The 13,863-nt window shown below is 38.9% G+C and carries 18 protein-coding genes; 16 read left to right on the forward strand and 2 right to left on the reverse strand.

Annotated features, from left to right (window positions below):
• Position 1: 1 nt before the first annotated feature.
• The 11 genes from NIES593_RS00170 to NIES593_RS00220 all read left to right on the forward strand — a co-directional run bounded on the left by NIES593_RS00170 (position 2) and on the right by NIES593_RS00220 (position 6,210).
• The gene (locus NIES593_RS00170; RefSeq protein WP_073597673.1) at positions 2-589 is read left to right on the forward strand and encodes an HNH endonuclease family protein; all 588 of its coding nucleotides are present in this window, start codon (positions 2-4) and stop codon (positions 587-589) included.
• 391 nt (positions 590-980) lie between these two features.
• Positions 981-1,379: a hypothetical protein gene (locus tag NIES593_RS00175; protein ID WP_010994008.1), complete on the forward strand. Its 399-nt coding sequence runs from the start codon at positions 981-983 to the stop codon at positions 1,377-1,379.
• 22 nt (positions 1,380-1,401) lie between these two features.
• Complete coding sequence (locus NIES593_RS00180) at positions 1,402-1,953, forward strand: hypothetical protein (RefSeq protein ID WP_073597674.1); 552 nt, start codon at positions 1,402-1,404, stop codon at positions 1,951-1,953.
• A gap of 8 nt (positions 1,954-1,961) precedes the next feature.
• Positions 1,962-2,216: a hypothetical protein gene (locus NIES593_RS00185; protein ID WP_073597675.1), complete on the forward strand. Its 255-nt coding sequence runs from the start codon at positions 1,962-1,964 to the stop codon at positions 2,214-2,216.
• On the forward strand, positions 2,213-2,431 hold the full coding sequence (locus NIES593_RS00190; RefSeq protein WP_011316696.1) for a hypothetical protein: 219 nt from the start codon (positions 2,213-2,215) through the stop codon (positions 2,429-2,431). The genes NIES593_RS00185 and NIES593_RS00190 overlap by 4 nt, the downstream gene beginning before the upstream one ends.
• A gap of 10 nt (positions 2,432-2,441) precedes the next feature.
• Positions 2,442-3,284, forward strand: coding sequence for a phage terminase large subunit family protein (locus tag NIES593_RS00195; protein ID WP_073597676.1), 843 nt, complete (start codon positions 2,442-2,444; stop codon positions 3,282-3,284).
• A gap of 4 nt (positions 3,285-3,288) precedes the next feature.
• Positions 3,289-3,855, forward strand: coding sequence for a hypothetical protein (locus tag NIES593_RS00200; protein ID WP_073597677.1), 567 nt, complete (start codon positions 3,289-3,291; stop codon positions 3,853-3,855).
• 22 nt (positions 3,856-3,877) lie between these two features.
• Entirely contained in the window at positions 3,878-4,366 is a 489-nt protein-coding gene (locus NIES593_RS00205; RefSeq protein ID WP_073597678.1) for a hypothetical protein, read from the forward strand.
• Positions 4,366-4,704, forward strand: a complete 339-nt coding sequence (locus tag NIES593_RS00210) for a hypothetical protein (protein ID WP_017307641.1) — start codon at positions 4,366-4,368, stop codon at positions 4,702-4,704. Before NIES593_RS00205 ends, NIES593_RS00210 begins: the two co-directional genes overlap by 1 nt.
• Entirely contained in the window at positions 4,688-5,359 is a 672-nt protein-coding gene (locus NIES593_RS00215; RefSeq protein ID WP_017307640.1) for a M23 family metallopeptidase, read from the forward strand. Before NIES593_RS00210 ends, NIES593_RS00215 begins: the two co-directional genes overlap by 17 nt.
• A gap of 26 nt (positions 5,360-5,385) precedes the next feature.
• Positions 5,386-6,210 carry a glycoside hydrolase family 24 protein gene (locus tag NIES593_RS00220; protein ID WP_073597679.1) on the forward strand — a complete coding sequence of 275 codons (825 nt, stop codon included), beginning with the start codon at positions 5,386-5,388 and terminating at the stop codon, positions 6,208-6,210.
• Here NIES593_RS00220 and NIES593_RS00225 read toward each other — a convergent pair.
• Positions 6,201-7,328, reverse strand: coding sequence for a DUF2057 domain-containing protein (locus NIES593_RS00225; protein WP_073597680.1), 1,128 nt, complete (start codon positions 7,326-7,328; stop codon positions 6,201-6,203). The genes NIES593_RS00220 and NIES593_RS00225 overlap by 10 nt on opposite strands.
• Positions 7,329-7,383: 55 nt before the next feature.
• Between NIES593_RS00225 and NIES593_RS00230 the strand changes: the two genes are divergently transcribed.
• The 5 genes from NIES593_RS00230 (at position 7,384) to NIES593_RS00250 (ending at position 12,831) form a co-directional block, all read left to right on the forward strand.
• Complete coding sequence (locus tag NIES593_RS00230) at positions 7,384-9,561, forward strand: DNA translocase FtsK (RefSeq protein WP_073597681.1); 2,178 nt, start codon at positions 7,384-7,386, stop codon at positions 9,559-9,561.
• On the forward strand, positions 9,551-10,015 hold the full coding sequence (locus NIES593_RS00235) for a RusA family crossover junction endodeoxyribonuclease (protein ID WP_017307637.1): 465 nt from the start codon (positions 9,551-9,553) through the stop codon (positions 10,013-10,015). The genes NIES593_RS00230 and NIES593_RS00235 overlap by 11 nt, the downstream gene beginning before the upstream one ends.
• A 21-nt stretch (positions 10,016-10,036) precedes the next feature.
• The gene (locus NIES593_RS00240; protein WP_073597682.1) at positions 10,037-10,516 is read left to right on the forward strand and encodes a hypothetical protein; all 480 of its coding nucleotides are present in this window, start codon (positions 10,037-10,039) and stop codon (positions 10,514-10,516) included.
• Between the two features lie 271 nt (positions 10,517-10,787).
• Complete coding sequence (locus NIES593_RS00245; protein WP_073597683.1) at positions 10,788-12,053, forward strand: hypothetical protein; 1,266 nt, start codon at positions 10,788-10,790, stop codon at positions 12,051-12,053.
• Between the two features lie 271 nt (positions 12,054-12,324).
• Positions 12,325-12,831, forward strand: a complete 507-nt coding sequence (locus tag NIES593_RS00250) for a hypothetical protein (protein WP_073597684.1) — start codon at positions 12,325-12,327, stop codon at positions 12,829-12,831.
• Between the two features lie 91 nt (positions 12,832-12,922).
• Here NIES593_RS00250 and NIES593_RS00255 read toward each other — a convergent pair whose 3' ends face one another.
• Positions 12,923-13,375: a helix-turn-helix domain-containing protein gene (locus tag NIES593_RS00255; protein ID WP_053457966.1), complete on the reverse strand. Its 453-nt coding sequence runs from the start codon at positions 13,373-13,375 to the stop codon at positions 12,923-12,925.
• Between the last annotated feature and the right edge of the window lie 488 nt (positions 13,376-13,863).

Consider the following 13,863-nt stretch of genomic DNA (forward strand, 5'->3'; position numbering starts at 1 on the left):
GATGATGCCATTTAATCCTCCTCCAGAACCGCCTGATTTTGATGAAAAAGTGCGACAACCGGGAAATACTTGGTTGGAAAAAAATCCTGATCCCAAAAAAGGAACCAGAGATTATTGGTCGCCTTTCAAAAGTTATTTAGCCGATGGATTTAATAATCTTTGTGGCTATAGCGTTATGTATGAACCAGTTGGGACAGTAGATCATTATCGCAGCCGTGAAAATTATCGCAATTTAGCTTATGAATGGAGCAATTTACGCTTTGCTTCTGCTTGGATTAATAGTAGTAAAGGTACGCTTGACGACCAGGTGCTTGATCCTTTTGATTTGGGAGAAGATTGGTTTGAAATTTTACTTCCTTCCCTACAATTAGTATTAACAGATAAAGTTCCTCCGCAACAACTTCAAAGGGCAGAATTTACTTTGGAACGGTTGCGGTTACGGGATGACGAAAGAGTCTTGCGCCAGCGTCAACAATGGTATCAACTTTATTTGGATGGTGATTTGACTCTACAAGGATTAGAGAAAAAAGCCCCTCTGATAGCTCGCGCGGTAAAGAAACAGCAGCAGGCTATTTCTCAACAAGGGTAAGCTTTGCAGTTATTAGATTGTGAAGGCAAGTATTTTTATAACATGAGACTGCAAGATAAATGGGTAAAAGTTCGATGAACTTCTCACAGGCTATTAAGTCCCATATTTCGTTATATATTTCTGTTAGAGTAATTTTTTATTAAAAGAGTATTTTTTTTATTGTTTTTACTCATATATACAAACGTGCTTGCATTATCAACAGGCAGTATGTAACTTGGCTAGTGTGCAGTTTATTTGGAGATAGGTTGAACTATAGATGTATTTGAGTTGAGCTATACCTGTACTAAACTGGCATATTTGGTAAATTATTTTCTAATTTATAAACAGTTTAGTAATTTGCTAGTTTAATTCGCTTCTCATTGATGTTGTCTTTCACTTGGAATTGAGTTTGATGATATGTGAAAACGTTATCTATACCCAAAAAACACTTGCCGAAAGATACGGGATTTCAATCTCTGCTTTACAAAAGTGGTATCCCTATGCCGGTATAGTCAAACCGCGAAAGCGGGGAGGATATTTTGATGCAGCAACAGTTGAGATTGCTGATGTTTTCTACGTTGCTACCAAAATTCGGCGGTTGACGTATAAGGAATATTTACAGCAAGTAATTCCTGCTGGTGGCTTAGATGCTTATTTACAAAAAGTTAATGGCTTAACTCTTTATAACTTTTTGACCAAGCATATATCTGATGAAGAAAAAAATAACCCGATTGTGCAATCAGTAATTAGGAGAATTGAGCGCAATGAAGCATATCAACAAAGTGGCAGAGACTTTGCAGGTGTCGCCTGATGTAGTACGTACCTGCTGTCGGTTGTTAGATTTAGCTTTGCAACCAAATGATACGCTTGACGAAACAATCGAACAGCAATTAGTTCAACTCAAAGAGATAGCTTCTCGTGAAGGTATGTCCCTTGAAGAAGCTGCCCAGCACTTGATTGCAATGCGCGATCGCAAATCAGAAGTAGGCGAACATAAGTTCGACAAGCGCGAGTATATTAAACAGCGATTTGGCGTAGATCCAGAACAAGCTTCCCCCGATAGTTTTGTAGGAATACTGTACCGGGATGCAGACAGGGGAATTCAGTTAGGAGAATTACGCCATAAAGTAGTGCTTGAATCTTCCACACTTGCTCTAGAAGAATTTGTTTTTCATGGCAGTAGTTCGCTGGCTGAAGGTAATACTTCCGTTGCGGCTGGTTACGACCAGGCGCAAGAGCGAATCAATTCGCGTATTGATAACGATTTTTTCGGCAAGGTGAACTGGGGGGAAGAGACTCATCCTCTGTTGGTCGGTACATCGACACCGCAGCCCAGACAGTTGAAGTCCTCGCAGCCGAAAACCGGGCAATCTCAGAAGAAATAGTAGCTCAGATGTTACCCATCTGCTATCGAATACGGGATGAGAGTTTACTTAATTTGAGAAAAACATCTACCCAAGCAGTTGGTATAAATTTACTTTCGGTAGTAGCTGGTACTGTGGTTGGGACATGGGTAGCGATTCCCCCAACGCGGGATAAACAGGAGATTTACAGCATCCAGCCAATTTTAGTGGGTGTAGGCATAGGTGAATTAGTTGGTTTAATTCTGGCACTAGTAGTTATTTGGTTTTCCAGGGAGCAGGTATGAGTGCAGCATTTGATTTTTTGGTCAACACTGCGGGTGGTTTGTTAATGAACTTGGGTGTTTCTGGGATGGTAGGACAGCTATTGGGAGTGGGGGCCACGCTTGCCCTGCATCCTCTGTTGCTACTTACCGGGATAGTTGTGGGTGGTGCGGGAATTGCGATCGCACGCGAGTTAAACAAGCGCCCTCAGTTGCAGTTGGTTGTTGATAATACGTGAGGGGTAAATTATGTTTACTCCTACACCTGTACGAAATAAACAACCAAGTCGAAGAAGACAAAAGGTAAATGTTACCTTGTGGACGGTGTGTTCGACTGTTAGTGCGCTGTCTGTTATTGGGGCGGTTGCATTAATGGTTGGATGGAAGCAACAAATTCCAGGTAATCAGATATCGGAGGTACAGCAAGTAAAGGCGCAAGTTGCCCAAATTCGAGAAGTGTACTTAGAAAAGCTTTCCCGTACTGACTACAATATAGACCATCTGTCTAGTTACTCCTCAGTAGAAGGTGCGCCTACTCTTACAGGCTGGCGACAGTTAGCGGCGGCATTGTGGGGACAGCAACTGCGGGGTGAAATATCCAGGATGCAGGCTAATGAGAAATCTGGGTTTTACCGCCTTCACTATATGCCGGCACTGGAGATAGTTAAGTTCAACTCGCTGGATGTGTTACTAGAAGCGGCTTCTGGAAATAATAGTTTTTACTGGGGATACCGCAAAACCGATGGTACGAAAGTTGAGGAGAAGATACCAACCGGGGCTGCTGCTGTTTTGATCTTGGGTAAATTAGAGGCGATTGATTACGCCCAGAATTTGGAATCTCAACCATCGGTCGATCTGAATCAAATGCTAATTCAGATTAGGAATGCTCAAGAACCATACTCGCTTGCACAGGCGCAGTTATTACGGGCGCGAGGGTATTTAGATCCAGTAGAGCAGATGGCACAGGTGGCAGATATCCGCGAGAAAATACGCCAGAAGGAGGAACAAAGGCGAATATATCTCCAACAAATGAAGAAGCAATTACCTCAGCCAATTCCTAATAGAAAGCCTGTTAATAAATCAGGGGAGTGATGTCATGTATGTTAAGTTTGCTGCTGCGATAATTTGCATAGCTTTGTGTTCGCTCAATGTTGTAGCGGCAGTCAAACGTACCCCTATTCGTACTACCCTGGAAGGTTCAACTCGCACAACGATTGAGATGATGCCATCTCCCAATTCAGGAGTGCATTGGATGAGTGCAGTTATATTTCTGGCTGGGTTTACTTGTTTCTTGAGTTGGGGAATTTCTGACTATAACAATGCAGTTGAAGAAACAGATGCAGTGTCTGAAAATTTGGGAAAATCTGGCAATCAACAACTTCATGCTGGTGTTTCTAATACTGATATTCAGCCTTCTTTAATCCCCCCAGTTTCGCCTCCTGGGATGAGATTTAATAACGAGTTTTCTGCTAAGAATGTCGTTCAATTTTCTCCTCGTTCTACTGTTTCTGGATTAGGGCGAGTAGATAGTAGTGAGTTTCTTGAAGATGGAGTACAAAATCAACCTGGAATGTTATCTCCAGAGGAGTTTTACGCCCAACTTCAAGATGAAGATTTTTGGGAAGATACTAACTCCCAAATAAATAATAAACCAGCCGGCTAGTTAGTTAATTTGAGGTCATATTATGAGTAGAAATCAACGCCGTAATTTTGATGTTGATTATTCTGAAGGTGGAGCAATTGTGCCTGCCAATCGGTTGCAAAATATGTTGCAGCAGGTACAGCAAGGAGGAATGGTAAATCACCAACCTAACATTTCTCCTATGACCACTTATGATACTCAACCCGTAGAAGTTAGGTATATTAATGCACCTACTGCTTATAAGCCGAGAGTTCCTCAGATAGAAATTCCCTACATTGAGACTTGGAAAGCACATCGGCTACACCCGCAGAATCCCTGGAGATTTGGCTGGTATCCAGTATATTTTTTATCAGATGTAATTAAATCTCCTGTGGGTGTCGCTGCTGTAGGAGTGTGGTTATTAATAATGCTGTTGAATTTTCTCCTTAATGGCAGTTATACCGGGCCAGGATATGCAGCTGGGAAAAAGATTGAAGTTGTACCCAAGGAAGTTCCTTCTTTTGCCCTGCCTGTGGTTAAGCAGTTGGATTAATGTGGGTAAAGGCAATTTTTTGGTTCGTACTGCTGGTGTGGATTGCAGATCTCTTGCAACCGGGGTATTTGCAGTTTTATAACTGGCGTAATGTTGTGGCGTTGGCACAAAAGCTTCAATTTTTATCGCCAGCTGTTGTCTCTACTACACCTAGTGTGAATATATCTTCTAATCCTGTCTCTACGCGCTATTCCCCTAAAGTTAAGGAATCTGCAACATCCGGAAATGGACTAAATTCTCCTGATTGCCGTGTAGCTCAGAATGATTTTGAAGAAATATTGAGTAGTGCAAAGATTGGTTGTTGGCAGGTTTCTCCTGCTAATGCAAAAAGGCGTTGAGACAATGCGAATAATCTTTGAAACTGACGGTAAAAAGGAGGTTAGTAATTCGACTGTAACTAGTTTGGATGAGACAGCCGATACTAATTCGAGTGAAAGTTGGAGATATGCGATCGCAACCTCAGTTGTCATTGCAGCTATGGTCATTCCCCAGATTTCTGGATGGATTGAATCTCAATTATTAGTTAAATCTCTCCAGAATCTAATACTACCTAGAACTGTTGTTAGTAATCAGGTTTTAAATAACGGTCGAATTGCCTTTCCTACTGCGGTTGGTACTCCTGTAACTAGTGAATTTGGTTGGCGGACACACCCCATTACAGGCGATCGCAAGTTTCACAGGGGAATTGATTTTGGCGCAGCCAAGGGTACGCCAATTTATGCGATTGATGCTGGCCGAGTAGCTTTTGCGGGTGACAAGGATGGTTACGGCAAAGCAGTTGTTATTCAGCATCAGGGAAGTTTATCTACTCTCTACGGTCATGCTAGTCAGCTGTATGTGCAGCAGGGACAACAAGTTGTCCGTGGGCAGATGATTGCAGCAGTAGGTAGTACGGGGTTTTCGACGGGGCCACATTTACATTTTGAGGTTCACGTTAATGGTGTAGCGCAGAACCCCCGTCCTTATTTACACGAGTATATAGCTAATCGTTGAAAGTTATTTAGCTATTGGCAAGAGCAATGCAAATTGTACCGATTTTTATATCAGGTGTGGTTGGTGCAGCCTGCTCCGTTGCATTTTCTTTCGGAGTAGCTTCACTGCCATGTGGATTGGTATCAAAGGGTGCGGATAGTGTTTGCCAAGTGCGTAGTTTCGGTAAGGCAGTTGATAGTTGGAAATTTGGGTTTATTGTTGGTGGTTTAGTAGGATTGGTTTTCAGTCCTCGTCATCAATTTATATTCCGTTTTCAACCCATTCATTTGTCAACTGCTTCTTTAATTACTTTAGGCATTTATTTCTCAATTTCTCAAGGTAATAGTGTTTCTTCATTGTCGTCAAATAGTTTAAGAAGCAGAGTTAATACAAGTTCTTATTCACCACATCTTTATTCACCACGTTTGAGTGCTTTTTTAGCAACAATTCGTTGGGCAGAAACAGGAACCAGTGAGCCAGAAAGTTATCGCAAGTTAGTATTTAACGGAACTTTTAATAATTTTTCTACACACCCGTTAAAGAAACAGTGCGCTCCTATTAATGGTAAAAATGTTTGTTCAACTGCGGCTGGTGCTTATCAAATGTTGGATATAAGTTGGTATGACCTTCAGCCAAAGTTAAACTTAAAAGATTTTAGTCCAGCTTCTCAGGACAAGATGGCAATTGAATATATTCGTCGTAATAATGCCTTAAGTGACATTGAAGCAGGAAGGTTTGATACTGCTGTATGCAAAGTAGGTAGAATTTGGGCCAGTCTTATTTGCAACTCGTACAATCAAAACCCAAAATCTTTAGAAGAGTTACGTAATTATTATCAAAAAATGTTGGTAGTTTATGGAAGTCAAAAATAGGGTAAAGGTTTGTGCCATTTACGTTTTAACTTAGGTACATTAACTTGAGATAGTATTTTCCATAATTCTATTCCTCGTTTTCCTGCTACATGATATCGATAAGCTTTTGAATTCATGCTTTGTTTGGGTTTAGCACATTTGTAGTGATTATTAGGAACCCAAATATCAAACCAGTTTTTTACCCAATTGAGTACTTCTATTGTTCCTGTGAGGTCTATTTCTATGCTATTAACTTTTTCTTTGACTTTGAATAAGTTTACGCCACCATCCCCATCTATTAATCCGATAATGAATGCTTTTATCAATTGCTCATTATCTAGAACAGGAGGTTCAAGAGTCAAAGATTTATTTGGTGTAATATTAAATCTGCTAATTAAATCATCACATATTTGTTTACTGTTTATTCTCAATCTAAAGGCTTTACCATTAGTGTAGGTTTTCCCAAATGGATATTGATGTTTTTGATTAGAATTATGCATTTCGGCTATTTGACGATCGCATTCAAGTGAATCCTTTAATGTTTTTAAATGCTCTAAATCTTGTTCCTGTAGTCCAACTTCTAAAATATAACCATGACTTGAATAATTTATGCATCCATCAGCTGCTAAAAATCCTGCCCAATAGCAATTTTCTAAATTTGGAGTGCTAAAATAATTATGATTAACTGTGTACGACTCAAGTTTTCTTAATTTCATTGCTTGAGCTTTAGCTCTTACCCCTGCTTCGTTTCTACCTAATTTTTTTCCTATGACCTCATAAGTTTCAGTTAAATAGTTATCTTTGAGGTATCGCATTTCATCTTTTGTCCATCTATGGCGTTGTTTTAGGTTAAGTCTTTGTGCTTTAGCGTGAATTGCGGGAAGAGTTCTATGAGGCATGAACTGAGATTGTATCATCTTTGGTGATAACTCAGAGTAAAGTTCATGTAATATTTCTTCTTCCTCGACAGTCCATTGTGGTTCAAGTGTTAATCCTAGTAACCTCAGTTTTCCTTTTACTGATTGTCTACTTCTATATGGAAAATATTCCTGATGTATTTCATCAATATTTGAGCATTTTGTAACTAATCTAGCAAGAAGTTTTTCTTCCTCTGCATTCCACTTATTCCAATTTTTCATAGTCAATTTTTTATTCTTTAACTCAATTTTATCATCCTAATAATTGAGAAAAATAATGTTAGAAATGTATACTGATAATAATAATACTGAAATTCAAAAACAACAGCTTTGGACTGCAATTGTACAGGCCAAACAAGATGGTTTGAGCAATGAAGAGATTGTAGAGAATGTACAAGAAGCTTTACCGGAAGCAATGATTTCTTATGCTGAAACTGTTTTAAAGCAGATTGATTTTAGAGCAAAATTATCACGTCCAGTTGTTGAATTTAATTTAGAATTTTTATTTCAGGTAATATATGAATCAGTAATTGCAGGTACAAACGATGATGAAATATTATCAATATGTGCAGAACATTGTACTTTAAATCAGTACGAGTTTGTACGTTATGCACTTGAATATATCCATCTCAATCGAATGCCCTCACAGTGGGAGCAACATAACGTGTATCAAAAAATGATTGAGATAGTTAGCATCTCGCCAATAGAATCTTTATTTGAATATATAGAATCCATCAAAAATATTTATCTCAAGCAGATTGGTTATAAAGTAGTTCAGGAGAATCTTTATAATTTATTTTTGAGCAATAAAGGAACTGGTTATTTTACTGATTTAGCAAATAAATCGAGAGATAACTTTATTAAAAACTATTGCTGTCGAACGGCAGTGCTTGTTGCGCGTGCCACAGGTAAACCATTAGATTTAAAAATGACAGGTAATGGCTCAATTCTTTTAAAAGAACCTAAATATTTGGATAGGGAAATTGCTAATAATGAGATTGTTAGCTCAAATATTTTAACTATGGGGCAAGCAGGAAAACTATTAGTTGATACTTTAGAAGATTTTAATATTAATGCTAAGTATGTTGATGCCAAAAATGGCCCCACTTTTAACCGTATTAGGGTAAAACTGGGACGGGGTGTTAGTTATAAAAAAGTAGAAGATATCGGTAATGACTTAGTACAGCAGCTTGGTGAAGAATTAGGCTTAAAAGTTGCGCCAATGGTGAGTGTAGTGCCTGGGGGAGTTGTATTTGACATACCCAGGTTAGACAGACAATTTGCTTATTTCCGTGATTACTTTACTTTTGACGGCGAACCTGACATTTATTCTGTGTCTATCCCCGGTGGTGTTGATGTTGATGGCACTTATGTCGAAATTCCCCTTTATAGCGATAACGTGACTCATATCCTGGGTGGTGGGCGGACGCGGGGTGGAAAATCCCAGTTTGAGAAAGCCGCAATCTTATACTTAGTGCGACGATATCCCCCTTCTGTTGTGCGATTGGCACTTTCAGATGTTAAACGTGTGACCTTTGGTAAATTTGATGGGCTTCCCCATCTTGTTGCCCCAGTTGCACGTGATGCAGAGTCTACTGCTAACTTACTCGATTACTTGGTCGAAGAAATGGAATTGCGCTACCAGGAATTTGAGCGCCACAGCAGCATTGAAACGATCTCACAGTACAACTCACGCTTTGCACCTGATTGTGTCATGCCACGAGTAATTTGTCTAATTGACGAGTGTTTTGACCTACTTTCCGATGATAACTACTGCGATCGCATTGAGACTGCGCTGATGAAGTTGCTTGCAAAAGCGGGTGGTGCGGGGATTCATGTATTGTTATATACTCAGCGACCTGACAAAAACGTGATAGACCCGTTGATTCGCTCAAACTTTCCAGCGAAGACAGCCTTTGTTACAACCCGTCCTGAAGATAGTTGTATTATCCTTGGGGACGATAAAGACAAGCGTGCAGTTTATTTGCTGGGATACGGTGATTTTTTGTACAAGACGACTGAAGTTTTACGACTCCAAGCTTTATATGTTGCTGACGATGAAGACCCTGAATACTTCCAGCAATTACTCTTGGAAGCAAAAAACCATAACGATCCTTATACAGCATGGAAATCTGGGTTAGATTTTGATGAATTTGTCGCTAGTCTGTATGGCGAGAGTCGTAGTAATGATAATGGTAAATTTAAAGCCACTACTGCTACTAAAACTAAGCAGTCTAAGACTGATTTTGAGGGCAGTTTTAGTTTTAAGGTGCAGCTTGACGAAGAAGCAAGAAACTCAATTATGAATTTGCATCAAAAGGGCTATCAACTTGATGAAATTGTCAAAGCAGTATTCAATTTATCCCGTCAAGATGGTAGGTCATACAAGAAATTTAGAAACGTTGTCGAAGAATTTTTAAATAACTTTAAAGGTGGCGGTGAAGATGATATTTGAACTAACCATGCCTTTACCCCCTTGTATGAACGAAATTATTAACCAGGCACGGTCAAGTTGGCAAGCTAGTGCTGAACTTAAGAAGTATTGGACAAACTTAATTGGTGAATTTGTTAGAGAATGTGAATTTTGTTTTGATAGTACAGTGTGGATTGAGTTCCATTGGTATCTCAAAAATTTTGCACGAGATAGTGATAATGTAGCTGCCGCCGCTAAATTTATTATGGATGGGCTAGTTACAGGGCGAGCAATTCGTAACGATAACCTGACAGTTATCCAATCACCCGTTGTTCATTACTATCATCGCAGTAGTGGTGATGATGGTGTGCTGTTAAGACTTTCACAATCACCTGATTTCTTATTAGATAATTTTATTGTATCTAACCAATTCTCCAGACACAGTTTAGAAAAATACAATCAAAAAATCACACATTTAATTTCAAAACAATTGTAGTTTATCTAAAGGATAATAGTAATGTTGCGTTATCAAGAATATACTTGGTTGATTGGTGAACTAAATGCAGGCAAGAATGTTAATTTATGGGGTAAACAGGATATTGGTAAGACTTTTACTGTGAAAAACTGTTTACTTAAAGATATTACTTTAAAGTCTGTTTATCTCAATCTTGAATATCCTTTTAGTGTGGCTCATCTATTTGATGTTATTCCTATGAGTTTTGATTTGTACTACCAGCAGGATTGGCAAAATATAGTAACCGAATTATCTAATGGATTAAATGGGTTACTTGTGATTGATAATTTTGATAGATTGCACTTTGTTAGCGATAGTTTTAGCGACGATTCATTGAGATTACAACAGTTGGCTAAACTAGAAAATTTTTCTTTACTATTAATATCTCGGATGCCGCTAAGATGTTTCCATTTTACGGGTTTTGCTAACTGTTTTGAAGAATTGGAATTAAACGAAACTAATACTTGGACTTTTGGAAAGTAGATATGTTATTTCTATATATTGTGATTTGGTGATATTTCAGTTCGGTTAGATTGTTGTTTTAAGCAACAAAGCAAGTTCGACTCTTGCTATCACCATTGGGAATGAAACTACTACTGAGACTGAAAATTAATGAGTACATATCTATTAAATAGTTGTGGAATTGTTAATAGAGTAAGGGGTAGGTTAGTAGTGTAGTTCTCAGCAAATCCCAATTTGTGCCGGGGCGAGAGTAATTAAAAACCTTGTGACCTGCATTTTGGAGGGATGAATTATGTTGAAGAAGTTTGCGTTTAATGGCTTGAGAAATCTTAATGCTGCTTTTGGAATGGTGTCTTTGACTGCTATTGCTTTAGGCACTGTAGCAACTTTTTCTGGTTTGGGCTTATTGTACTTAGCTAGGGGCGGATTCCCAATAGTTGAGAAAGAACGCTCTGAACAAATTGCCTATATTGGCACTGGTGCTATTGTATTGGGCTTTACCGGAATTATTCTTGCTTCCTTGGGCGGTGCTTTCTTAAGCGTTGTTGAAGAATCGGAGGAAACTAATTCGAGTAGAGAAACTGCAAAAATAGCTGACATAAAACCGCTTGTATTAACAAAAGCTGAGAACTCTGAAGATTTTGATTGTCTGCCTTCAATTTACACTTACACGGTGATGAATTTTGAGAGACATCCTGATTCAAAGTGCTTGGTTGTTTCTAGATTTGAGGAAGAACCATATCGGAAATTCGTACTCTACCAAGAATTACATTCTCACCAAATTGACGACTTGGCAGTAATCTATGATGAAACCGATCCAGACGGATTAATTGGACAAACCTTCTCCTCTTATAAACCTTTACCTTGTGAAGCTTTAGAGGAGCATTTAGATATACACCGACGCTATATTAATGCAGTTAATAGCGAAGAATTTAGTTCTTGCTATTTGCGAGTATGTGCTGGGTGTAAGTTACTGCACGGTGCCAATAATATTGTTTGTGGGATTCATCCATATGGATGTTTAGAAAATAGTTGCTGTCCAGATAAGCAATGGGATGAACGTAAGGCGTTGTTTCCATTTGAAGATGATGCTGTTGTCGAAAATTTAAATAGAGAAATATCGTCCAATCAAGCGAATATTTACAAATTTTACGGCAATCTTATCTTGTGGGATGAATACGCTAATCGTAGGTTTTCTTTTTCCTATTCCGGTATCTTGCTTAAACATTCTGACAGACTGCTTGAGCTTGGTATGGAAGCAACACTTCTTTCTTACATCCAGTATTTCCGTACTCGAAATGTAGTGGTCTTTGACTATGTAGCATCAGGACGAGTTTTAGAGTTTACAAAGGAACTCAAGGGCATAGCTCAAATCGAAGTTGATGGAGATGAAATATCTATCTTTTTTGATATATATGCGCCCTGTCATCGCTTTCGCCGTGATGGTGTATCACTGCATCCTTACTCAACTTTCGTTCCTCAAGAACTCAGATATAACTACAACTTGGTTAGCTACGTTAACTACCTTAAGAGTAAAAAATCTGGAGTGCTGAGATGAATAAGGAAGTTTCTAAAAGCTGCGAGTACAAGCCGGAAAAATCGCATTTTTGCAATTTCTGTATCTTGAACTGGTAATTTCTCCAATTTAACAACTGCAAATTTTGGAAAACTTAGTTCATCTAATTGCTTAAAAAGGCAATTTATCCTCCTTTCTCCTGCTATTGGCTGGGATACGTGTAAAAGCTTTCACTCAGTACGGGGGTTTCCCCCGCTACTGGGTGGTAAGCCGCTAAACGCCGCCCATCAGTAATTCATGGAGGAATCACATTATGTCTGCTTTTGCAATATCGCCTTTTGTGCAATCTGTTAACGATATTTTGTTTCCAATCGAGTTGTTTTTGATGGTCTTCCCAATCTTCTATGTGATATTTGTCCCTGCTCAATCAGTATCACTTCAAGTCAGTAATAGCGTTGGGGTGATTTCTGAAGAGTTGCCAGTTTTAGAAACTCATGGGAATTTGACTGGTGTTGGTGCTGTTTCTGTTCAGGAAGAATTTTCTAAACCGGAATCTTCCATTATTGAAACTGCGCCGCCAGTTGTTGAAACTGGGGTTGCGGATGAAGCTAGACAGCTTGTGCTGTTAGACGTTAAGGAAGAAAGGAAGAAGCTTTTGGATTTAGGTGCGCGGAAGCTGCGACAGTTCTGCAAAGAACGCCGAATTCAAGGCTATTCTACCGTCTACAACCGTAAAAAACTCAATGGACTCGTTGATTTTCTGATTGCGCAACAAGTGACCTCTGCTCAAGTGGTCGAGTGTGTGGAAATGCTTGCTTAGAATTAAAATTTGGTGAAAAGCCTCGGTAAAAACTGGGATTGCAAAACTACTCCCTTGGGATAGGATAATACTTGCTTGATGACTCTTTCTATTAAGGTTGAGCTTCTAAAATGCGTCCTATACTTCTTGGCGATAGTGTTGGTAAACCTCTCTTAGCAGCTTCTTCTGCTACCTGCATATGGTAGTGGTGCTTGGAACGACTAGGTTTTCGGTTCTTGCTCCATTCGCTGATTTCGACAATTTTGCTTGCCTCTGTACTTTTGCACTTCTTAGGTCTGCCTACGTTGACACCCAATACTTCATTAGCTTTTGCGATCGCTGAGTCCTGGGTTTCTGACAAGATGGTACTTGATGTCCATCTTTTTTTCCACTTTGCTATTGAGTTTTCGGTTACACCAATTTCTTGCGCTAAGGCTAAGTACTTCTTGCCTTCGTTTAGCCCTAGCAGAATTTTAGCTCTTTTGCTAACTTCATCGCTGCCAGTTGCCGCTATGTGTTCTAGTGCTTGTTTTTCAAGAGAATTTAATATCTGAAGATGAGGCATCTAAAAATTTACCCCTCTTTACTGTACAATTTTGCCAAATGGAATGAAGCCTGATATACTCTTTTTGTAGCGTTCATTTTTTCTAAAAACCCACCCAAAGCCCTGGTGCAAACAGGGCTTTGAGGAGAAAACAAGCCCACTTGTTAGTAAAACAAGGCGGAACATTGTTTTGTCAATTTAATTAACTAGAGACATCATATCATGAGTTTAACCAGTTTTACAAATCTTTCTTTCGGTAGATGTATTTTTCCCAAAAATAACACCAAAAAATATCTCTTCAATGAAATTGGTTTTAAATGGGTTAATAATAATAGTTTTCTACTGCGAAAATTCTCTTCGGGAGATTGTTTGATAATTAATTGTTCATTATTTACAAAAATTAATTATTTTCTAATAATAGCACTTTCATCCACTGGAGAAAGTGCCATCCGTCCTGCTGCTTGATTTTTCCTGCTTTCTGCTTAAGCTTTTCAAAATTTAACTTATCT

This window comes from Hydrococcus rivularis NIES-593 (assembly GCF_001904635.1).
GTDB lineage: Bacteria > Cyanobacteriota > Cyanobacteriia > Cyanobacteriales > Microcystaceae > Hydrococcus > Hydrococcus rivularis.